Source organism: Amycolatopsis sp. cg9, assembly GCF_041346945.1.
Classification (GTDB): Bacteria; Actinomycetota; Actinomycetes; order Mycobacteriales; family Pseudonocardiaceae; genus Amycolatopsis.
On record NZ_CP166850.1, the window covers coordinates 4,542,698 to 4,563,084 of the forward strand.

Annotated in this window: 19 protein-coding genes; 11 read left to right on the forward strand and 8 right to left on the reverse strand. The window is 72.4% G+C overall.

Translation table 11 applies throughout. The annotated features are described in order from the left end of the window. Nucleotides 1-12: 12 nt before the first annotated feature. From gcvH to AB5J73_RS21775, 4 genes are read left to right on the forward strand one after another with little or no spacing between them, the layout of a single operon-like run. Nucleotides 13-390, forward strand: coding sequence for a glycine cleavage system protein GcvH (gene gcvH, locus AB5J73_RS21760; protein WP_370971691.1), 378 nt, complete (start codon nt 13-15; stop codon nt 388-390). After that, nucleotides 390-1,664 carry a serine hydroxymethyltransferase gene (gene glyA, locus AB5J73_RS21765; RefSeq protein WP_370971693.1) on the forward strand — a complete coding sequence of 425 codons (1,275 nt, stop codon included), beginning with the start codon at nt 390-392 and terminating at the stop codon, nt 1,662-1,664. Before gcvH ends, glyA begins: the two co-directional genes overlap by 1 nt. Continuing rightward, on the forward strand, nt 1,661-2,662 hold the full coding sequence (lipA, locus tag AB5J73_RS21770) for a lipoyl synthase (RefSeq protein ID WP_370971694.1): 1,002 nt from the start codon (nt 1,661-1,663) through the stop codon (nt 2,660-2,662). Before glyA ends, lipA begins: the two co-directional genes overlap by 4 nt. 14 nt (nt 2,663-2,676) lie before the next feature. Continuing rightward, nucleotides 2,677-4,044, forward strand: coding sequence for an L-serine ammonia-lyase (locus tag AB5J73_RS21775; protein ID WP_370971696.1), 1,368 nt, complete (start codon nt 2,677-2,679; stop codon nt 4,042-4,044). Between the two features lie 38 nt (nt 4,045-4,082). Here AB5J73_RS21775 and AB5J73_RS21780 read toward each other — a convergent pair whose 3' ends face one another. Then, the gene (locus AB5J73_RS21780; RefSeq protein WP_370971697.1) at nt 4,083-4,313 is read right to left on the reverse strand and encodes a hypothetical protein; all 231 of its coding nucleotides are present in this window, start codon (nt 4,311-4,313) and stop codon (nt 4,083-4,085) included. A gap of 99 nt (nt 4,314-4,412) precedes the next feature. Here AB5J73_RS21780 and AB5J73_RS21785 point away from each other — a divergent pair, with 99 nt between their 5' ends. Then, nucleotides 4,413-5,138, forward strand: coding sequence for a FadR/GntR family transcriptional regulator (locus AB5J73_RS21785; RefSeq protein ID WP_370971699.1), 726 nt, complete (start codon nt 4,413-4,415; stop codon nt 5,136-5,138). Nucleotides 5,139-5,341: 203 nt separating this feature from the next. On the opposite strand, the gene AB5J73_RS21790 is transcribed toward AB5J73_RS21785, so the two are convergent. Both AB5J73_RS21790 and AB5J73_RS21795 read right to left on the reverse strand, forming a co-directional pair. Continuing rightward, on the reverse strand, nt 5,342-6,280 hold the full coding sequence (locus AB5J73_RS21790; protein WP_370971701.1) for an NADP-dependent oxidoreductase: 939 nt from the start codon (nt 6,278-6,280) through the stop codon (nt 5,342-5,344). 153 nt (nt 6,281-6,433) lie between these two features. Continuing rightward, nucleotides 6,434-7,282: a helix-turn-helix domain-containing protein gene (locus AB5J73_RS21795; protein ID WP_370971703.1), complete on the reverse strand. Its 849-nt coding sequence runs from the start codon at nt 7,280-7,282 to the stop codon at nt 6,434-6,436. A 53-nt stretch (nt 7,283-7,335) separates the two neighbouring features. Here AB5J73_RS21795 and AB5J73_RS21800 point away from each other — a divergent pair, with 53 nt between their 5' ends. Continuing rightward, entirely contained in the window at nt 7,336-7,833 is a 498-nt protein-coding gene (locus tag AB5J73_RS21800) for a MarR family winged helix-turn-helix transcriptional regulator (RefSeq protein ID WP_370971705.1), read from the forward strand. A 77-nt stretch (nt 7,834-7,910) separates the two neighbouring features. Next, entirely contained in the window at nt 7,911-9,791 is a 1,881-nt protein-coding gene (locus AB5J73_RS21805) for a transglycosylase domain-containing protein (RefSeq protein WP_370971707.1), read from the forward strand. On the opposite strand, the gene AB5J73_RS21810 is transcribed toward AB5J73_RS21805, so the two are convergent. After that, on the reverse strand, nt 9,792-10,448 hold the full coding sequence (locus AB5J73_RS21810; protein ID WP_370971708.1) for an O-methyltransferase: 657 nt from the start codon (nt 10,446-10,448) through the stop codon (nt 9,792-9,794). Nucleotides 10,449-10,516: 68 nt separating this feature from the next. Here AB5J73_RS21810 and AB5J73_RS21815 point away from each other — a divergent pair, with 68 nt between their 5' ends. Next, nucleotides 10,517-11,839: a PLP-dependent aminotransferase family protein gene (locus tag AB5J73_RS21815; RefSeq protein WP_370971710.1), complete on the forward strand. Its 1,323-nt coding sequence runs from the start codon at nt 10,517-10,519 to the stop codon at nt 11,837-11,839. Nucleotides 11,840-11,851: 12 nt separating this feature from the next. Here AB5J73_RS21815 and AB5J73_RS21820 read toward each other — a convergent pair whose 3' ends face one another. From AB5J73_RS21820 to AB5J73_RS21830, 3 genes are all read right to left on the reverse strand, one after another. After that, complete coding sequence (locus tag AB5J73_RS21820; protein ID WP_370971712.1) at nt 11,852-13,630, reverse strand: hypothetical protein; 1,779 nt, start codon at nt 13,628-13,630, stop codon at nt 11,852-11,854. Between the two features lie 381 nt (nt 13,631-14,011). Next, the gene (locus AB5J73_RS21825; RefSeq protein WP_370971713.1) at nt 14,012-15,991 is read right to left on the reverse strand and encodes an SDR family oxidoreductase; all 1,980 of its coding nucleotides are present in this window, start codon (nt 15,989-15,991) and stop codon (nt 14,012-14,014) included. 110 nt (nt 15,992-16,101) lie between these two features. Further along, entirely contained in the window at nt 16,102-16,305 is a 204-nt protein-coding gene (locus AB5J73_RS21830) for a hypothetical protein (protein WP_086859537.1), read from the reverse strand. A gap of 205 nt (nt 16,306-16,510) precedes the next feature. Here AB5J73_RS21830 and AB5J73_RS21835 point away from each other — a divergent pair, with 205 nt between their 5' ends. Both AB5J73_RS21835 and AB5J73_RS21840 read left to right on the forward strand, forming a co-directional pair. Further along, entirely contained in the window at nt 16,511-17,734 is a 1,224-nt protein-coding gene (locus AB5J73_RS21835; RefSeq protein ID WP_370971715.1) for an NAD(P)/FAD-dependent oxidoreductase, read from the forward strand. A gap of 21 nt (nt 17,735-17,755) precedes the next feature. Continuing rightward, nucleotides 17,756-18,136, forward strand: coding sequence for a hypothetical protein (locus AB5J73_RS21840; protein WP_370971717.1), 381 nt, complete (start codon nt 17,756-17,758; stop codon nt 18,134-18,136). Here AB5J73_RS21840 and AB5J73_RS21845 read toward each other — a convergent pair. Further along, nucleotides 18,112-19,332 carry a multidrug effflux MFS transporter gene (locus tag AB5J73_RS21845; RefSeq protein WP_370971718.1) on the reverse strand — a complete coding sequence of 407 codons (1,221 nt, stop codon included), beginning with the start codon at nt 19,330-19,332 and terminating at the stop codon, nt 18,112-18,114. The genes AB5J73_RS21840 and AB5J73_RS21845 overlap by 25 nt on opposite strands. A 203-nt stretch (nt 19,333-19,535) precedes the next feature. Here AB5J73_RS21845 and AB5J73_RS21850 point away from each other — a divergent pair, with 203 nt between their 5' ends. Next, on the forward strand, nt 19,536-20,387 hold the full coding sequence (locus AB5J73_RS21850) for a fumarylacetoacetate hydrolase family protein (RefSeq protein ID WP_370971720.1): 852 nt from the start codon (nt 19,536-19,538) through the stop codon (nt 20,385-20,387).

The following is a 20,387-nucleotide window of genomic DNA, read 5'->3' on the forward strand; positions in this document are numbered from 1 at the left end:
GACTGTTGAACCGTGAGCATCCCCGAGAACCTGCAGTACACCAAGGAACACGAGTGGCTGTCCGTCGAGGACGGCGTCGCCACCGTCGGCATCACCGCCTTCGCCGCCGAGTCGCTCGGTGACATCGTGTTCGTCCAGCTGCCGGACGCCGGCTCGACCATCACCGCCGGCGAGGTGTTCGGCGAGGTCGAGTCGACCAAGTCGGTCAGCGAGCTGTACGCGCCCGTCTCCGGCGAGGTCGTCGAGGTGAACGGCACCACATCGGACACCCCCGAGGTCATCAACTCGGACCCGTACACCGAAGGATGGCTCCTGAAGGTGCGTCTGTCCGGGGACGTGCCGGACCTGCTCGACGCCGCCGCGTACGCCGCGCACACCCAGGAGAACTGATGACGACTTTCGACGCCCACCTCGCCGACGTCGACCCCGAGGTCGCGGCGGCCGTCGCCGACGAGCTCACCCGCCAGCAGTCCACCCTGGAAATGATCGCGTCGGAGAACTTCGCCCCGGTGGGCGTGCTCGAGGCGCAGGGCTCGGTGCTGACCAACAAGTACGCCGAGGGCTACCCGGGCCGCCGCTACTACGGCGGCTGCGAGCACGTCGACGTCGTCGAGCAGCTCGCCATCGACCGCGCCAAGGCCCTCTTCGGCGCCGAGCACGCCAACGTCCAGCCGCACTCGGGCGCGCAGGCCAACGCGGCCGCGATGTTCGCCGTGCTCAAGCCGGGCGACACGATCCTCGGCCTCGACCTCGCGCACGGCGGCCACCTGACGCACGGGATGAAGATCAACTTCTCGGGCAAGCTCTACGACGTCGTCGCCTACCACGTCGACAAAGAGACCGGGATCGTCGACCTCGCCGAGATCGAGCGCCTGGCCGTCGAGCACCAGCCGAAGCTGATCATCGCCGGCTGGTCCGCCTACCCGCGTCAGCTCGACTTCGCCGAGTTCCGCCGCATCGCGGACCTGGTCGACGCCAAGCTGATGGTGGACATGGCGCACTTCGCCGGGCTGGTCGCGGCCGGGCTGCACCCGTCGCCGGTGCCGCACGCCGACATCGTCACCACGACCACGCACAAGACCCTGGGCGGCCCGCGCGGCGGCCTGATCCTGTCGCGCGCGGAGCTGGCGAAGAAGATCAACTCGGCGGTGTTCCCCGGTCAGCAGGGCGGGCCGCTGGAGCACGTCATCGCGGCCAAGGCCGTCGCGCTGAAGATCGCCGCGAGCGAGGAGTTCAAGGAGCGTCAGCAGCGGACCCTGGAGGGCTCGCGGATCCTGGCCGCGCGGCTGTCGCAGGACGACTGCTCTTCGGTGGGGGTCCGCGTGCTGACCGGCGGCACCGACGTCCACCTGGTGCTCGTCGACCTCGTCCAGTCCACTCTGGACGGTCAGCAGGCCGAGGACCGGCTGCACGAGGTCGGCATCACGGTCAACCGCAACGCCGTCCCGTTCGACCCGCGTCCGCCGATGATCACGTCGGGCCTGCGGATCGGCACGCCGGCGCTGGCCACCCGCGGGTTCCGGGCCGAGGACTTCGCCGAGGTCGCCGACGTCATCGCCGAGGCGCTGAAGCCGGAGTTCGACGACGCCCTGCGGTCGAAGCTGCGCGACCGTGTCGAAGCGCTGGCTGCGAAGCACCCGTTGTACGCGGACCTGTCCCGGTGAGCGCGCTGCCCGAAGGCCGGAAGCTGCTGCGTCTCGAGGTTCGCAACAGTGAGACGCCGATCGAGAAGAAGCCGCCGTGGATCAAGACGCGGGTGCGGATGGGGCCGGAGTTCACCGAGCTCAAGGGCTTGGTGCGCCGTGAGGGCTTGCACACGGTGTGCGAAGAGGCGGGTTGTCCCAACATTTACGAGTGCTGGGAGGACCGGGAGGCCACGTTCCTCATCGGTGGTGACCAGTGCACGCGCCGGTGTGACTTCTGCCAGATCGACACGGGTAAGCCCGCCGCTCTCGACCGGACTGAGCCCCGCAAGGTCGCCGAGTCCGTGCAGGCCATGGGCCTGCGGTACTCGACGGTGACCGGTGTGGCCCGGGATGACCTTTCCGATGGTGGGGCTTGGCTGTACGCGGAGACCGTGCGCCAGATTCACGAATTGAACCCGGGTACCGGTGTCGAGTTGCTGATCCCGGACTTCAACGCGGACCCCGCGCAGCTGGCCGAGGTGTTCGGGTCGCGGCCGGAGGTGCTGGCCCACAACGTAGAAACGGTGCCGCGGATCTTCAAGCGGATCCGTCCCGGGTTCCGCTACGCGCGTTCGCTGGAAGTCATTACGAAGGCGCGTGAGTTCGGCCTGGTGACGAAGTCCAACCTGATCCTCGGGATGGGCGAGACCCCGGACGAGGTGGCTCCGGCGATGCAGGATCTGGTGGATGCGGGGTGCGAGATTCTGACGATCACGCAGTACCTGCGTCCGTCGCCGCGGCATCACCCGGTGGATCGGTGGGTGAAGCCGGAGGAGTTCGTCGAGCATTCGAAGGCTGCCGAGGCGATGGGTTTCGCCGGTGTGATGGCCGGGCCGCTGGTTCGGTCGTCGTACCGCGCGGGACGCCTGTACGCGCAGACCAAGGGTTACCGTGGAGAGGAGCTGCCGGCCAACCTGCAGCACCTCGCCGACCAGGGCCCGGCCGCGCAAGAAGCCAGCTCACTGCTGGCGCGATAGGAAGGGGCGGATCAATGGCGATCAGCGTCTTCGACCTGTTTTCCATCGGCATCGGCCCGTCGAGCTCCCACACCGTCGGGCCGATGCGGGCGGCACTGACCTTTGTGGACGGACTCGGCGACGAGCTCGCGCGGACGTCTCGCGTCCAGGCCGAGCTGTTCGGCTCGCTCGGCGCGACCGGCTTCGGCCACGGCAGCGACAAAGCCGTCCTGCTCGGGCTTTCCGGTGAGCGTCCCGAAGAGATCGACACCGACGTCGTCCCGGTGCGCATCGCGGAGATCCGCGAATCCGGGCGGCTGAAGGTCCGCGGCACGCACGAGATCGCGTTCGACGAGGACACCGATCTCACCATGCACCGCCGCAAGTCGCTGCCCGCGCACCCGAACGGCATGGTCTTCCGCGCGTTCGACGCGGCGGGCGAGCTGCTGCGCGAGAGGACGTACTACTCGGTCGGCGGCGGGTTCGTCCGGGACGAGTCGTACGAGACCGACACGGTGTTCGTCGAGGACTCGACGCCGGTGCCGTACCCGTTCCGCACGGGCGCGGACCTGCTCGGGCACTGCGCGTCGACCGGGCTGCCGATCAGCGAGATCATGCTGGCGAACGAGCTGGCCTGGCGGTCGCGCGAAGAGGTCCGGGACGGGCTCCTGGCGATCTGGGCGGTCATGGCCGAGTGCGTCCGCAACGGCTGCACGCACGAAGGCGTCCTGCCGGGCGGCCTGAAGGTCCCGCGGCGCGCGAAGTCGCTGCACGAAAAGCTGCTGGCCGAGGACGGCGCGGACGACCCGTTGTACGCCATGGACTGGGTGAGCCTGTACGCGCTGGCGGTCAACGAGGAGAACGCGGCGGGCGGGCGCGTGGTCACCGCCCCGACCAACGGCGCGGCCGGCATCATCCCCGCGGTGCTGCACTACTACCAGCGCTTCATCCGCCACTCGAACGACGACGGCATCGTGAAGTTCATGCTCACCGCGGGCGCGATCGGCTCGATCCTCAAGCAGACGGGCTCGATCTCGGGCGCCGAGGTCGGCTGTCAGGGCGAAGTCGGTTCGGCGTCGGCGATGGCGGCGGCAGGCCTGACCGAAGTCCTCGGCGGCTCGCCGGCCCAGGTGGAGAACGCGGCGGAGATCGGGGTGGAGCACCACCTCGGCCTCACGTGCGACCCGGTCGGCGGCCTGGTCCAGATCCCGTGCATCGAGCGCAACGCGGTGGGAGCGTCGAAGGCGATCCACGCGGCCCGCATGGCGATGCGCGGCGACGGCAGTCACGTGGTGACGCTGGACAAGGCGATCAAGACGATGCGCGAAACGGGCGCGGACATGAGCGTGAAGTACAAGGAAACCGCCCGCGGCGGCCTGGCGGTGAACGTCATCGAGTGCTGATCCGATGCGGCACTTTCACGTGAAAGTGCCGCATCGGCTCAGCGCGGCTCGTCTTCGGGCTCGGCCGCCAGCCGCAGGCCGACTTCGACCAGGGTCCAGCCGAACTGCTGTCTTCTCGTGCCCGTGCGGCGTCTGGGTGTCGCGCGGCCGGGAGGGCGGTTGCGCACGCGGTGGCGCAACTCGTTCTCCCGTTCGTGGACCAAGTCCTCCGCCATGAGGAAGTGCACCGGATCGCCCCCTGTGTCGATGTTCGGTGTCGGTCGCTCCATCGTCGCTCACCGTGGCCGTTCGGATCCAGCGGTTTTCCGGGCGGCGAACACCCCGGCGCGAACACTCGGTGACGAACACCGGGGGCCTAGACTCGCGGGATGGAGTCGACCTCGGTGGCGAACGCCGGTGAAGCGCTGTTCCGGCCGGTTCGCGCGGGCAACGCCTTCGAGGAGACCGTCGAGCGGCTTCTGCAGGCGATCCGGCTCGGGGTGGTCGGCGCGGGGGAGCGGCTGCCGTCGGAACGGGAGCTGGCCGAACGGCTCGGCGTCAGCCGCGTGACGCTGCGGGAAGCGATCCGGGCCCTTTCCGATGCCGGTTACGTGGAGTCACGACGAGGTCGGTACGGCGGCACGTTCGTGAACGAGAGCCTTCCCGCACCCTCCGAGAAGTCACCCAGCGGCAAGGTCGACGCCGTCGCGCTGGAGGACGCGCTGAGCCTCCGCTACGTCCTCGAAACCGGCGCCGCCGAGATGGCCGCCGCGCGATCGCTGAGCCCCGCCGACCGGCAGCACCTCACCGGCACGCTCGCCGAGGCCGCGGGCGCCGACCTCGAGGACTACCGCCGCAAGGATTCCCGGCTGCACCTGGCGATCGCCGAGGTCACCGCGTCCGGCTCCCTCACCACGGCGATGGCCGACGCCCGCACCCGCGTCAACCAGCTGCTCGACCGCATCCCGCTGCTCCCGCCCAACCTCGAGCACTCGAACGCCCAGCACGAGGCCATCGTCGACGCGATCCTCGCCGGCGACGCCCCCGCCGCGCGCCAGGCGATGGCGGAGCACATCGAAGGTACGGCGTCCCTCCTGCGCGCGTTCCTGTCCTGACGCTCAGGCCGGAACGACGACGACCTTGCCGTGCACCCCGCCCTCGGCGGCGCGGGCGTGCGGGGCCGGCAGCTCGGGCAGCGGCACCCGCCGGGCGTCGCTGCCTCTTGCGTTCCTGTCCTGACGCTCAGGCCGGGACGACGACGTTGCCGTGGACGGCGCCTTCGGCGGCGCGGGTGTCCCGTGCGTTCCTGTCCTGACGCTCAGGCCGGTACGACGACGACCTTGCCGTGCACCCCGCCCTCGGCGGCGCGGGCGTGCAGGGCCGGCAGCTCGGCCAGCGCGACCCGCTCGGCGACCTCGACCCGCAGCTCGCCCCGGTCGGCCATCGCCACCAGCTTCGCCAGCTGCTCGGCGTCGCTGCGGACGAACAGGTCGATGCCGCGCACCCCTCGTGCTTCGTCGGACGGCGCGGGCATCCACACCGTCGTGTTCACCAGGACCCCGCCCGGGCGGATCAGCGTGACCAGCGCGGCCAGCTCCGCCGGGTCGACCGGCGCCAGGTTGAGCACCACGTCGACCGGCTCCGTCACCGCCGCGGGCACCGGGGTGGTGGTGTGGTCGATGACCTCGTCGGCGCCGGCCGCCTTGACCGCTTCGCCGCTGCGCGGGCCCGCCGTGGCGATGACGTGGGCGCCGGCGCCATGCGCCAGCTGCACGGCGTAGCCGCCGACCGCGCCGCCCGCCCCGTTGATCAGCACGCGCTGCCCGGCGGTCAGCTGGGCGTGGTCGAACAGCGCCTGGTACGCGGTCAGCCCCACCAGGGGCAACGCGGCCGCGTCGGCCAGCGGGACGTTCGCCGGGGCCGGCGTCAGGACCGACGCCGGCGCCACGACGTACTCCGCGGCCGCGCCGGCGCCGTCCATCGGCAGGAAGCCGACGACCCGGTCGCCTGCCGCGAGGCCGTCGACGCCTTCGCCCAGCTCGTCGACCGTGCCGGCGACGTCGATGCCCGGGGTGTGCGGCAGCTCGACGGGGATGGGGCCGCGCATGAAGCCGCCGCGGATGTTGCCGTCGACGGGGTTGAACGACGTCGCGGCGACCCGGAGCCGGACCTGCCCGGCGGCGGGCACCGGCAGGTCCGCTTCCTCGTAGCGCAGGACGTCGGGGGTGCCGTAGTCGTGGAAACGCACTGCCTTCATCGGGGTTCTCGCTTTCGGGAAAAGCTTCGAATTCGAAGCAACTGAAGAGCACAGTACAACTGCTTCGAATTCGAAGCAAGTGATGCCGGTCACCGACGGCGCGGGAGACGTCCTTGATCCACCCGGGACCCAGGATCGTGGCCGCGGCCCCGGTCAGCCTGGGCCGCTTTGGCCCACCTTGAGCACGGCCGGCCCGCGGGCGGCGCGGACGACCTCGCCGAGCCGGGCCGCGTCGGCCGAACCTGGCGCCGCGGTGAGGACCACCGCCATCAGGCCGTCGCCGGGCACCCCGAGCAGGCTGCCGTCGAGCGTGATGTCCTCGCCGTCCGGAGTGCGGAACACGGCCTGGTTCTCGTAGGCGGACACCGTTTCCGGGCTGCGCCACAAGACGTCGAACGCCCGGCTGGTGGTCCGCAGCTCGTCGACCAGCTCGGCGAGCGCGGGATCGGCGGGGTGGCGCAGGTGCGTGTCGCGCAGCCGGGCGGCGAGCGCGGCCCGGAACCCGGCTTGGTGCTCGTCGGTCCGGCTGATTTCCCCGCGTGCGTCGCAGAACGTGCGCCACGCGACGTTCCAGTCCCGCGCGCGCCCGGGTGCCGCCCCGCCGCCGAGCGCCAGCCATGCGCCGTTGACGGCGACGACGTTCCACGCGGTGTCGGTCAGGAACGCGGGGGTGCGGTCGAACCGCTCCAGCAGCCGGATCGCCGCCGCGCCGGCTTCGCGGGGCACCGGCCCGTCGGCCGCGGCGTACCCGGCGAGCGCGCAGAGCCGCTCGTAGTCCGCCCGGCTGACCCGCAGCGCGCGGGCGATGGCGGTCACCACGCCGGCCGACGGGTGGCGGCGCCCCTGTTCCAGTCGTCGCACGTAGTCCGCGGACACCCCGGCCAGCTCGGCGAGCTCTTCCCGGCGCAGCCCGCGCACCCGCCGCCCGGTCCGCGGCCCGCCGGCCGGCTCGGTGTGCTCGCGCAACCAGCGGACCGCGGCGCCGAGTTCGGACAGCGACATGGCGCCAGTGTGCACCACCAGCCACTTCGAATTCGAAGCAGTACACTCCGGCCATGGGCACACCGTCACTCGACCCCGTGCAGCTCGGCGCCTACTTCGACCTCATCGAGGTGACCAGCCTGCTGCGGCACGCGGTCGAGCAGCAGCTGCGCGAGGCGGGCGAGCTCAGCTACGTGCAGTTCCAGCTGCTGGCCCGGCTCGGGGACTCGCCGTCGGGCAGCCACCGCATGACCGACCTGGCCGACGGCGTCGTCTACAGCCGCAGCGGCCTGACCTACCAGGCGAGCCTGCTCGAGAAAGCCGGCCTGGTCACCCGCGCCCCGTCCCCGGACGACGAGCGGAGCACCACGGTCACCATCACCGACGCCGGGCGCGAGCGGCTCGCCCGGGTGCTGCCCGGGCACGTCGAGGTGGTCGCCGGCCTGCTCTTCGAGCCGCTGTCCCCGGCCGACGTCGAAACGCTCGCCGGCCTGCTGGCGCCGGTGCGGGACCACATGCGCTCGACGCCACCCCGCTCGGCGGCTCCCCGCCGGGCCAAGGGGACGTCCTGACCGCTTCTTGACAGGATTCGAACAACCCCCGTCAGTTCTCCACAGAACCCTTTCACCCGGTCGGCCGTCATCCATTCGTGACCTTGTCGACGGAGGAACCGACCGGCGGACCGACCGGGAAAAACCCGCGACGGCGGCGGTGGCGGCGGATCGCGTACTGGAGCTTCGGCGCGCTCGTCGGCGTCCCGCTGCTCGCCTTCTGGGTCGCCTACCTCGTGCTCGACGTCCGCAGCCCGCAAGAGGTGCTCGCCGAGCTGGACAAGACCGTCGTGCTGCAGTACGCGGACGGGTCCGAGCTGCTGAAGGTGATCCCGGCCGACGGTGACCGGATGTTCGTGCCCTACGCGCAGGTGCCCGCGAAGCTGCGGGACGCCATCATCGCCACCGAGGACCCGACCTTCTGGGACAACCAGGGGTTCGACCCGACCGGCATCGGCCGCGCGTTCCTGACCGGCGTCGGCGGCGGGTCCGGGATCACCCAGCAGTACATCAAGAAGTCCACCGGCGACGACGACGCCACGATCGGCCGCAAGTTCGCCGAGCTCGTGCTGGCCACGAAGATCACCCAGGAGCAGAGCAAGGAACAGATCTTCGAGAGCTACGTCAACATCATCTCCTTCGGCCGCGGCACGTTCGGGCCCGCGGCGGCGATGAACGCCTACTTCGGCAAGAAGCTCGACGACTCGATCACGTGGAGCGAAGCGGCTTTCCTCGCCGGGATGATCCAGTCGCCGTCGGTGCACGACCCGGCCGCGTCCGGCGACGCCCACGCCACGCGGCGCTGGGAGTACGTGCGCGACAAGCTCCGGAGCCGCGGGTACGTCAAGAGCGGTGAGGCGATGGCGTACCCCGGGCCCGAGATCCAGCCGCCGTCGGAAACCCGCGCGGGCCGCGTCACCTACGACGAGTTCCACATCAAGCAACAGGTGCTCGCCGAGCTCGACCGCGACGGCTTCCCGCTCGGCCGCCTCCAGCAGGGGAACATGACGGTCGAGACGACCCTCGACCGCGGGATGCAGGACGCGGCCGAGAAAGCGTTGCAGGACCGGCTGAAGAACGAGCCCAAGGAGTTCCGCGGCGCCGTCGTCGCGGTCGACCCGCGGACCGGTGCCGTCCGCGCCTACCACGGCGGCGACCAGGGTGTCCGCGACTACGCGGGCACGCCGCACGCGCCGGGCTCGGCGTTCTACCCCTTCACGCTCGCCGCGCTGCTGCGCCACGGCTACGGCGCGGACCAGCCGATCCCGTCGCCCTCGAAACTCGAGTTCCTCGGCGAGAACTTCCAGTACCCGGACGTCTGCGGCCCGAAGTGCACCCCGCGCACGGCGATGGCGAGCCACGCCGACGGTCCCTTCGTCGCGCTGGCGAAGCAGCTCGGCCCGGACGCGCTCAGCGAGACCGCGCGCCAGGCCGGCATCCCGGAGACCGTCGACGGCGTCCCGACGATGCGCGAGAAGGACGGGTTCCTGATCGGGCCGGGCATCGCGATCGGCCGGTACCCGCTGCGGCCGCTCGACCTGGCCGGCGCCTACGCGACCTTCGCCGCGGACGGCCACCGCACCACCCCGCACCTGGTCGCGAAGGTGCGCGACGAGAGCGGCGCGGTGATCTGGACGGCCCCGGACACCTCGAGCCCGGCGTTCGGCGACGACGACACCGGCAACCGCGTGGCCCGGGACGTCACCAGCACGCTCACCGACGGCCGCGGCGCCGCGCTGCGCACCGGCGAGGCCGAGCACGGCAACAGCCCGGACAACCAGGACGCCTGGGCCGTCGGCTACACCCGGCAGCTCGCCACCGCGGTCTGGATCGGCTCCGACGACGACCGGCGGCTGAAGGACGCCAACGGCGCGAAGCTGACCGGCGACGTCGTCCCGGCCGACGTCTGGCGCGGCTTCATGACGGCGGCGCACCAGGTGGTGCCGCCGCCGTCACCGGTGGCGCGGCCACCGCGCTGATCAGCCGACGATGGCCAGCACGAAGCCGTCGTGCCCCTTGGTCCCGACGGTCTGGACGGCGGTCGCGTCCAGCCGCGGCTCCGCGGCGAGCACGTCGAACATCGCCCGCGCGCCGCGGACGTTCGGGTCGTCGCTGCCCGCGTCCGCGACCCGGCCCTGGCGCACGACGTTGTCGACGACGATCGTGGTGCCCGGCCGGGACAGCTCCAGCGCGGCCCGCACGTAGTTCGCCAGGTTGGCCTTGTCGGCGTCGATGAACACGAAGTCGAACGGCCCGGTGAGCGCGGGCAGCGTGTCCAGCGCGGCGCCGACGCGGATTTCGGCGACGTCTTCGCCGAAGCCCGCCCGCGCCAGGTTCGCCCGGGCGACTTCCGCGTGCTTCGGCTCGTATTCGCAGGTCACCAGCTTGCCCCCGGCCGGGAGTGCGCGGGCCAGCCAGATCGTGCTGTACCCGCCGAGGGTGCCGATCTCGAGGATCGTCCGCGCCCCGGCCAGGCGGGCGAGCAGGTTCAGCAGCTTGCCCTGGTTGGGCGCGACGGCGATGGACGGCAGCCCGGCGGCGGCCGAGTCGGCGAGCGCGTCGTCGAGCACCGGATCGGGGGCGAGCAGCGCTTCGGTGAGGTAGTCGTCGACTTCGGCCCAGGTCTTGTCGGTCATGGCACCTCCAAGGCCAATTTAGCGGGCTGGGATCATGGTCCGGATCGACCGAAGGCGGGAAGGTGGACATGGACGACTACCGCGTCGTCGCGGACGCCCTCGCCGCCGACATCGAGGCGGGCCGCCTCCGCCCCGGCGACCGGCTCCCGCCGCAGCGCCGCTTCGCCCGGCAGCGCGGCGTCGCGAACTCCACCGCCGCCCGCGTCTACGGCGAGCTCGTCCGGCGCGGCCTGGCCGTCGGCGAGGTCGGCCGCGGCACGTTCGTCCGGGCCGCGAAGCCGCCGCCCGAGCCCGCGCTCGCCGAACCCGGTGACGCCCGCGTCGACCTCGAACTCAACTTCGCGGTCCTGCCCGACCAGTCGGCGCTGCTGGCCAAAGCGCTGGAACCGTTGCTGCGCGCCGACGTCCTCACCGCCGCCCTGCACCCGATCGGCGCCGCGGGGACGCCGGCGGCGCGGACCGCGGCGGCGTCGCTGCTCGCCCGCGGCGGCTGGCGGCCGGACCCGGCGGCGGTCCTGTTCACCGGCAACGGCAGGCAGGCCATCGCGGCGGCGATCGCCGCGTTCGTCCCGGTGGGGGAGCGGCTCGCGGTGGAGTCGCTGACGTACCCGGTGGTCAAGGCCCTCGCTTCGCGGCTCGGGATCGAGCTCGTGCCGATCGAAACCGACGAAGACGGCCTCGTCCCGGCGGCGCTCGCCGCGGTGGAGCCGGTGCGCGCGCTGTACGTCCAGCCGACGCTGCACAACCCGCTCGGCACGACGATGCCGCCGCGGCGCCGGGAGGAGCTGGCCGAGGTCGTCGCCCGGCTCGACCTGCCGGTGATCGAGGACGGCATCTACACGTTCCTGCGCGACGACGTCCGGCCGTTCGCCGCGTACGCGCCGGAGCGGGCGGTCTTCGTCGACAGCCTGTCCAAACGCGTGGCACCCGGCCTGACGGCGGGTTTCCTGGTGCCGCCCCCGCAGTGGGCCGCGCGGCTGGCGTCGTCGGTGCGCTCGGGCGGCTGGGCGGCGTCGCGGTTCGCCGTCGAAGCGGCGACCCAGTGGATCGTGACCGGCACCCTCGCCGGGGTCGAGGCCGCCAAGCGCCGCGACGCCGCCGCGCGGGCGCGGGTGGTCGAGGCGAAGCTGCCGGGCCTGCGCGGCGACGCGGCTTCGTACCACCGCTGGTGGGAGCTGCCGGACCGGTGGCGCGCGGACACGTTCGTGGCGGCCGCGGCCCGGCGCGGGATAGCGCTTTCCCCGGCGGCCGCGTTCGCCGTGCTGCCGGGGCACGCCCCGAACGCGGTGCGGGTCGCGGTGTCGGCGCCGCCGGTGGAGATCTTGAGTGCCGCGTTGGACGTCTTGGCCGGGCTGGCGAACGGGAGCCCGGACGACCTGCTGGCGGACTGAGCGTCCCGCCACTCAGGGCGCGTACTTGCCCACGAAGCTGCCGCAGGTCACCACGCGGCCGGTGAGCCGGGCCTGGATCGCCGTCTCCAGCCCGAGGTAGGTGAACACCGGTGTGTCGGCGGGGACCGCCGCGGGCACCGGGCCGCCGGTGGCCAGCAGCCGGCTCGGCACCGTCTGGAACAGCACCAGGTAGCCGCCTTCGCGGTTCAGCTCGTCGCTCTTCGCGAGCATCCGCTGGGGCGCGTCGCCGACGATCTCCAGCGGCAGCGGCCACTCCAGCGGGAACGGGTTGGTCAGGCCGAAGGCGGGGTAGGCGAACGCGTTGTCCGGCAGGACCGCCGTCCGCGGGGCCGGGAAGCGGTCGACGCAGTCGCGGATCTGCCGGACGTAGGCGTAGGTCGAGGGGTTCGTGCGGATGCCCGACATGGCGGGGCTGACGTCGCCGAGGTCCGCGGTCAGCCGGTCGTGCCCGAGGTCGAGGTAGGCGGCCTGGTCGTGGCGGGCGACGACGACCCAGCCGCACACCGCGACCGCGGTCAGCCCGGCCGTCGCGGTCACCCAGCGCCGCGCCAGCCGCGGCCGCGGCGGGACGACGTGGCTCAGCAGCAGCAACGCCGTCAGCGCGAGGGTGCCGGTGAGCAGCGTCGGGGTGTCGTTGCCCCACGACAGGCTGGTCATGAACCCGGTGGCGAGCACGAGCAGCCCGGCCCACGGCACCTTCCGCGCCACGGCCGCGTTCACCGGCACGCTGACCGCGACGATCCACCACAGGACGTCCGCCCAGCGCGAGGAGCCGGTGAACCGGCCGTCGACGACGGTCCAGACCACCGCGGCCGCCCCGGCGAGCACCAGCACCCAGGACGCGGCCCGCCCGGCCGCGCCGAGCCGGTCGCCGGGCAGCCGGACGGCCAGCAGCACCACGGCGATCGCGGCGAAGAAACCCAGTTCGCGCACCGGCGCCCGGGTCAGCGCCTCGGGGTCGGCCAGCCACAGCCCGAGCAGCCGCTCGCCGTACGCGGGCACGCCGCCGGTGAGCTGCTCGACCATCTCGGCGAACCCGCCGCCGAGGGCGACCCAAGCCACGTACGCCAGCCCGGGCGCGCCGAGCGCGAGCAGGTCGAGCAGCACCCGCGCCACGCGCCGCGTGCCCGCCCGGGTGGCCGGGTGCAGCAGCAGCCACAGCACGCCGATCACGGCGGCCAGCGCGAAGCTCTGCTTGACGAACACGGCGCAGCCGAGCAGCACCAGCCCGCCGCGGCGGGCGAGGGCGTGGCCGGTGCGCAGCCCGCTGTCCAGCGCCCAGGCCCCGCACGCGGTGAGCGCGATGCCGTCGACGGTGTGCCAGGCCATCAGCGGGAAGGCGTTGAGGTTGATCAGCGACGCGGCCGCGACCATCGCCGTCATGCCCGGCCCCCAGCCGAGCACCCGGCGGCGGGTGACGAGCGTGGCGAAGGCGATCGTGGCGACGATGATCTCGATCATCGAGAGGAAGCTCGACCCGAAGAACAGCGGCATCGGGAGGGCGAAGTCGGCGACGTGCAGCACCGCGGACCCGAGCGGGCGCGCGGAGATGATGTCGGCGTGCGGGACTTCGCCGTGCAGCACCCGCCACGCCTGGGCGAGGATGAAGCCCTGGTCGGAGGGGTGGAACCCGAAGCGGCCGACGCGGAGTTCGGTGGCCAGCGCCAGCAGCACGACCCAGCTGGCGTGGATCGCCCAGCGCAGTACCGGCCGGGCGGCCTTCGGGGGCGGGGGTTCCGTGGCGGCGTGCGCAGGACTCGCCACGTCCACGCCTCGCCCGCCTTCCGCTCCCCGATCACACCCGGGAGCGATGGTACTGGCCGAGGCACGACCCGCCGTGCCCCGCACCACCGCACCCCGGCGGTCCGGGAGGTCGCGAATGAGTCATTCGCGGCGCTGGACGTCCCGAATGAGTCATTCGCGACGGTGGGGCCGGAAGCCGGAGCCGGGCGCGGGGGCCCGGCTCCGACGCGAGTTCACCCGAAGGTGGGCCGTGCGGTGCCGATCTCGGCTGTCTTGTCGGCGCGTTCCCCAGCGGTGATTTCCGGCATTCCGAACTCCCCAGTTCACGCCCGTACCGGTGTACGGGACTCGCGCGAGGGTAGAAGTACCGTCGCCGCCGTGCCAGGGTTTCGGCGGAATTCGCGGGGATCAAGCACGACGGCGCCAGATCGAGCGGGTCACCGCCGCCGCGACCGACGCCGGCGCGGGCCGGCGGGGCAGGTCGCGGGCCTCCGGCGCCGACTCCCGCATCGCCGAGTACGCCAGGTGCGCGGCGAAGCGGGAGAGCCGCGGTGCGACGAGCGCCGCCAGTTCGGCCGCGCGGCCTTCGGGCAGGCTGAGGATCTCCGGCCGCTCCTCGCACGCCTTCACCACGAGGGCCGCCGCGCGTTCCGGGCTGCTCGACGGGAGACCGCGGTAGCCGGTCGGTGCGATCATCGGGGTCCGGACCAGCGGCATCCGCACCGACGTGAACGTGACACCGTCCGAGAGCGTCTCGCGCCCGGCCGCCAGCCCGAACTCCTCCAGCGCCGCCTTCGACGCCAGGTACGCGGAGAAGCGTGGGGTGTCGGTCTGCAGGCCCTGGGTCGTCACGTTGACGACGTGGCCGAACCGGCGCTCGGCCATCGACGGCAGGAACCCGAGGATCAGCCGCACCGGGCCGAAGTAGTTGATCGCCATCGTGCGCTCGAAGTCGTGGAACCGTTCGGTGGACAGCGCGACCGAGCGCCGGATCGACCGGCCCGCGTTGTTCACCAGCACGTCCACCGCGCCGTGCTCGCCGAGGACGTCCTTGACGAGCGCGTCGACCGCGTCGCCGTCGGTGAGGTCGCAGGGGTACGCCGCCGCGGTGCCGCCCGCGGCGAGGATTTCCTCCCGCACCTCTTCGAGTTCCGACGCGCGCCGGGCCACGAGGATCACCTTCGCGCCCTTGCGCGCCACGGCGAGCGCCGACGCCCGGCCGATCCCGGACGACGCGCCGGTGATCAGCACCGTCCGCCCGGCGAGCCCGTGGGTGCGGCGGGCGCGGTCGGGGTCGAGGTGGGCCTGCCAGTACCGGTACAGCGGCGCCGCGTAGTCCCGCAGTGCGGGCAGTTCGACGCCGCTGCCGAACAACGCCGTCGTCGTGCGCGCGGTGTCGAACTCGACCGGCATGCTCAGGTGTGGCAGCACTTCGAGCGGGACGCCCAGCTCTTCCAGGACGGCGGCCCGCGTGGCCCGGCCGCCGGGCAGGCGGTCGATCCCGGCCGCGGCCGCCTTCGCGACCCACCCGCCCGCGCGCCGGACCACGCCCGAGGCCCGGGTGGGTAGCGCGGCCCGGACCACCGGCCCGCCCGCGGCGCGCGCGAAGGTGTTGTAGACGGAGTTGAGCGACTGCGGCCGCGCGGCCGCGAGGTGGTACGTCGAGCCGGACGGCGCGTCCCGGTGCATCAGGTGGTCCATCGCGTCGACGACGTAGTCGACCGGCACGAGGTTCGTCGCGCCGAGGTCGGGGGCGGCCAGCGGGAGCCGCCGGGGCAGCGCCGCCAGCCGCGAGATCGCGGGGAGGAAGAAGTAGGGCCCGTCGACCTTGTCCATCTCGCCGGTGCGCGAGTCGCCGACGACCGCGGACGGCCGGTAGACGCGGAAGGGCAGGGCCTGTTCCCGGACGAGCTTCTCGGCCTGGAACTTCGTCGCGTGGTACGGCGAGCCGAAGCGCTGGCCGAGGTCGAAGTCGGCCTCGGTGAACCGCCCGGCGTGGTCGCCCGCGACGGCGATCGAGGACACGTGGTGCACCAGCCCCGCCCCCGCCGCGGCGGCGAAGGCGAGCAGGTGCCGCGTGCCCTCGACGTTGGCGCGCCGGTTGGCTTCCTCGCCGGCGGTGAGGTCGTAGACCGCGGCCAGGTGGACGACGTGGTCGAGGTGGTCCAGCTCGGCGGGGTCGACGCCGAGCCGCGGTTCGGCGAGGTCGCCGACCACGGGACGCAGCTTGTCCGCACCCGCCCAGTCCCGGCTCAGCGCGGCCAGCCGCTCGCGGGAGGTCTCCCGCACCAGCGCGTACACGGCGGACGTCTCCGGCCGCCGGAGCAACCGCGCGACCAGGCGTTTCCCGATGAAGCCCGTCGCACCCGTCACGAAGTAGGTCGTCATGGCCGGTCCCTTCCGTCGGGGCCGACTCTAACCTACTGGAAAGTAGGAACGGTAGTTGTCAGTGTTGCCCAGGGGTCTGACCCCCAGACCCCCGCCAAGGAACCCCCGGGTCAGGTTTGGGCCGTCTCGTCCGCCGTCGCGACGACGGCGTCACGCAACGCGGCCCGCAGCCGTCCGACGTCGAGCGGTCCGAGCACCGCCGCCTCGCCGGGTGGCGCGACCAGCACCACCTTGTCGTTGCTGACGAACACCGTCACGTCCCTGCGCCTGCCGGCCAGATCGCGGCAGCCGATCGACCACTCGCCCCGACTCATGGTCGCCGCCCTCCGATTCCTTCGTCGATCGTGCTTCGTGCGAGGGTGGGAGGGGGCCGTGGCGGCGCTATGACGCCGGTTCACCCGATCTGCCTACTCGCGGGTTTTGTCTTGCGCTTCGCGGATTTCCGGCGTATCCCCCGGTCGTGGCGCGGCCGGTTCCGGAGTACCGTCCGCACCGTCTCGTCGTCGTGGGAGGTCGCTGATGTCGGAGCCGCGGAAGATCGTCGTCGTCGGTGCGGGACTGGGCGGGGCCTCCGCCGCGGCCGCGTTGCGAGAGCGTGGCTACACCGGCGAAGTCCTGTTGATGGGCTCGGATCCGCACCGCCCGTACGAGCTGCCGCCGCTGTCGAAGGGCGTCCTGCTCGGCACCGCCGACGAACCGGACTGGGTGCACGAAGAGAAGTACTACGCCGAGAAGGACATCCGATTCACGGCCGGTGTCACGGCGACCCGCGTCGAGCTCGGCGCCCGCCTGGTCCTCGACGACGCGGGCGGCGAGCACCGCTACGACCGCCTGGTACTGGCCACCGGCTCCCGCCCCCGGTCGCTGCCGGTCCCGGGCGGCGACCTGCCGGGCCTGTACACGCTGCGCACCCTGGACGACGCGCTGAAGCTGCGCTCGGCGTTCGCCGAAGCGGAGCGGGTGGTGATCGTCGGCGCCGGCTGGATCGGCTCGGAGGCCGCCGCGGCGGCCCGCACGCACAACGCGGACGTGACGGTGGTGGACCCGGTCCCGGTGCCCCTGGCCAACGTCGTCGGCGAGACGATCGGCGGCGTCTTCCGCGACCTGCACGTCTCGAACGGCGTGCACTACCGCCTGGGCGAGCAGGTGGCGGAGATCACGGGCGGCCCCGACGGCGTCCGCGGCGTCCGCCTCGGCAGCGGCGAAGAGCTCCAGGCGGACGTGGTCCTGGTCGCGGTCGGCGCGGCCCCCCGGGTCGAGCTGGCCCACGCGGCGGGCCTGGAACTGTCCGACGACGGCGGCGTCGCCGTCGACGCGGGCCTGCGCACGGCGGCCCCGGACGTGTACGCGGTGGGAGACATCGCGGCGCACTTCCACCCCCGCTACGGCCGCCGGATCCGGGTGGAGCACTGGGCGAACGCGAAGGACCAGGGCGCGCACGTGGCGCAGAACCTGCTGGGGGAGAACGAGCCGTTCCTGGCGTCGCCGTACTTCTTCACCGACCAGTACGACCTGGGGTGCGAGTACCGGGGACTGGCGGACCCGGCTTCGGACGAACTGGTGGTGCGGGGTGACCTGGCGGCCCGCGAGTTCACGGCGTTCTGGCTCCGCGACGGCGAAGTGGCGGCGGCGATGAACGTGAACGTGTGGGACGACGGGGACGCGCTGGGCGCGCTGGTGGACGGCCGCGCCAAGGTGACGGCGGAGCAGCTCAAGACGGCGGATCTGGCCTCGCTGACCTGATCTTCGTGCGAAGATCGCCTCGTGGAGGAATCAGGCTTCGAGGACAGTTTCAACCCGACCGACGCCGAAATCCGTGCCTGGGCGTACAGCGGCGAAGACGAACCGATGCAGGACTGGGACATCCTGCTCGCCCGGCCCGAGCACCTGCCCCTGCTCTTGGAGCTGGCCGGGGATCCGGCGTGCCCGGCCCGCGAGACGCTGCTCAGCAGCCTCTACTGCGTGGTCGGCCACACGCCGGCCAAGGACGTTTTCCGCGAGTCCGCCCAGGCGGCCGAGCGGTCGGGTGACGCCTGGCTGGAGACCTGGGCACGGCGGGTCCACGAGATCCTCGACAACCCTGGGACCTTCACCCGCTCCGACTGGTGCGGCTTCCCCGGCTACGCGACGAAGCCGGTCGGCTGACCTTCCCGCGTCAGCGCGAGGAAAGCCACCAGCGCCAGCACCGCGAACCCCGCCATCGTCGCGGCCATCGGCACCGCCGTCCCCGGTCCGCCGAGGCCCACCAGCGGTGTCGCCGCGGCACCCACCACGAACTGCAGCACCCCCAGCAACGCCGACGCCGCCCCGGCCGAACGCGCGTGGGAGGCCAGCGCCAGTGAGCTCGCGTTGGGCATCACCAGCCCGATGCTCGACACCAGCAGGAACAACGACACCAGCAGCAAGGCCAGCGGCGCCCGGAACAGCGCCGACGCGAGCACAAGAGCCCCGCCGAGCACGCCCAGCGAAAGGCCCCAAGCCAGCAGGACCCGCTCGGAAACCCGGCCCACGAGCCGTCCGTTGAGCTGGCCCGCCAGCACGATCCCCACGCCGTTCACGCCGAACACCACGCTGTACGCCTGCGGACTCAGGCCGTACACGCCCTGCAGCGCGAACGACGATCCCGAGATGTAGGCGAACATCGACGCGAACAGCAGTCCCGACGCGAGCGCGTAGCCGGCGAACGACCGGTCGGCCACCAGCCGCCCGTAGGTCCGCATCACCTGGCCGAGCCGGGCGGGGACCCGCACCGGCGACGGCTCCGGGAGGAAGAACACCACCACCGCCAGCAGCAGCGCGCCGAACGCCGTCAGCACGACGAACACCCCGCGCCACGACGTCCAGTTCAGCAGCTGGCCGCCCAGCAGCGGGGCCAGGATCGGGGCGAGCCCGCTGACCAGCATCAGGGTCGAGAAGAACTTCGTCATCGCGGTGCCGGAGTAGAGGTCGCGGACCGTGGCGCGGGCGATCACGATGCCCGCGGCCGCGCCCAGCGACTGGACGAACCGCGCGCCGACCAGCAGCCACGCGTCCGGGCTCACCGCGCACAGCACCGAGCCCGCGATGTACAGCACCAGCCCCGCGAGCAGCGGGCGGCGGCGGCCCAGCGCGTCCGACAGCGGGCCCAGCACCAGCTGGCCCAGCGCCAGTCCCACGATGAACGCGCTCAGCGTCAGCTGGACCGTGCTGTCCGCCGCGCGCAGGTCCTCGGCCATCCGGGGGAGGGCGGGCAGGTACATGTCGATCGACAGCGGCCCGAACGCCGAGAGCCCACCCAGGATGAGGACGAACTTCAGCTGCGCGCGCCCGCGGGTCGCGGTACGTTCCGCCGTGGTGGTCATCGGCCTCCTCCCGGTCCTGATTCCGACCAGCGACGCCGGTACCGGGGCTATTCCGGCTGTGATCGGTGACACCCCGTGCTCAAATGAGCGTGAACCGATACTGATCCGACCAATTTCCGGGCGATTCGCCGCTGGCTCTGGATCGAGGCCCGCGACTGCGATATACATCGGATGTCTGGTCGGTGTGGGTGAAGGGAATATCCGTGCAGCTAGTGCGCCTCGGAGAGCCGGGAAGTGAGCGTCCGTTCGTGCGGGCCGGCGACGGCACCACCTACGACCTGGGCGGGCTGACCGCCGACGTCGACGGCGGCTTCCTCGCCGCGGACGGGATCGCGCGCGCGGCCGCCGCGCTCGCCGCCGGAGAGCTGCCGGAGGCCGGCGTCGAAGGACTCCGCGTCGGCTCGCCCATCGCCCAGCCCGGCAAGGTCGTCTGCATCGGCATGAACTACCGCCGCCACGCCGAGGAGACCGGCGCGACGCCGCCGACCGAACCCGTCGTCTTCATGAAGGCCCCGGACGTCGTGGTCGGCCCCGGCGACGACGTCCTCATCCCGCGCGGCTCGGTCAGCACCGACTGGGAGGTCGAGCTCGGCGTCGTCATCGGCAAGACCGCGCGCTACCTCGGCAGCGTCGAGGAAGCCCTGGCGCACGTCGCCGGCTACGTCGTCTCGAACGACGTCTCCGAGCGCGAGCTGCAGTTCCGCACCGCCCAGTGGGACAAGGGCAAGTCGTGCGAGAACTTCAACCCGCTCGGCCCGGCGCTGGTCCCGGCGAGCGAGGTGCCGGACCCGCAGGACCTCGGCCTGCGGCTGTGGGTCAACGGCGAGAAGAAGCAGGACTCCTCGACCAAGGACATGATCTTCGGCGTCGCCGAGATCGTCCACCACCTGAGCCAGGTCATGGTGCTGCGCCCCGGCGACCTGATCAACACCGGCACCCCCGAAGGCGTCGCGCTCGGGCAGCCCGACCCGAAGCCGTACCTGCGCGACGGCGACGTGATCGAGCTCGAGATCGACGGCCTCGGGCGGCAGCGCCAGACCGCGAGGCAGGCCTGA

Excerpts from the sequence above, each read along its gene's own strand:
- AB5J73_RS21825 (WP_370971713.1), bottom strand. The coding sequence starts at position 15,991 with ATGACGACCTACTTCGTGACGGGTGCGACGGGCTTCATCGGGAAACGC.
- AB5J73_RS21845 (WP_370971718.1), bottom strand. The coding sequence starts at position 19,332 with ATGACCACCACGGCGGAACGTACCGCGACCCGCGGGCGCGCGCAGCTG.
- AB5J73_RS21830 (WP_086859537.1), bottom strand. The coding sequence starts at position 16,305 with ATGAGTCGGGGCGAGTGGTCGATCGGCTGCCGCGATCTGGCCGGCAGG.
- AB5J73_RS21800 (WP_370971705.1), top strand. The coding sequence starts at position 7,336 with ATGGGCACACCGTCACTCGACCCCGTGCAGCTCGGCGCCTACTTCGAC.
- AB5J73_RS21815 (WP_370971710.1), top strand. The coding sequence starts at position 10,517 with ATGGACGACTACCGCGTCGTCGCGGACGCCCTCGCCGCCGACATCGAG.
- AB5J73_RS21780 (WP_370971697.1), bottom strand. The coding sequence starts at position 4,313 with ATGGAGCGACCGACACCGAACATCGACACAGGGGGCGATCCGGTGCAC.
- glyA (WP_370971693.1), top strand. The coding sequence starts at position 390 with ATGACGACTTTCGACGCCCACCTCGCCGACGTCGACCCCGAGGTCGCG.
- AB5J73_RS21835 (WP_370971715.1), top strand. The coding sequence starts at position 16,511 with ATGTCGGAGCCGCGGAAGATCGTCGTCGTCGGTGCGGGACTGGGCGGG.
- AB5J73_RS21775 (WP_370971696.1), top strand. The coding sequence starts at position 2,677 with ATGGCGATCAGCGTCTTCGACCTGTTTTCCATCGGCATCGGCCCGTCG.
- AB5J73_RS21785 (WP_370971699.1), top strand. The coding sequence starts at position 4,413 with ATGGAGTCGACCTCGGTGGCGAACGCCGGTGAAGCGCTGTTCCGGCCG.
- AB5J73_RS21790 (WP_370971701.1), bottom strand. The coding sequence starts at position 6,280 with ATGAAGGCAGTGCGTTTCCACGACTACGGCACCCCCGACGTCCTGCGC.
- AB5J73_RS21810 (WP_370971708.1), bottom strand. The coding sequence starts at position 10,448 with ATGACCGACAAGACCTGGGCCGAAGTCGACGACTACCTCACCGAAGCG.
- AB5J73_RS21795 (WP_370971703.1), bottom strand. The coding sequence starts at position 7,282 with ATGTCGCTGTCCGAACTCGGCGCCGCGGTCCGCTGGTTGCGCGAGCAC.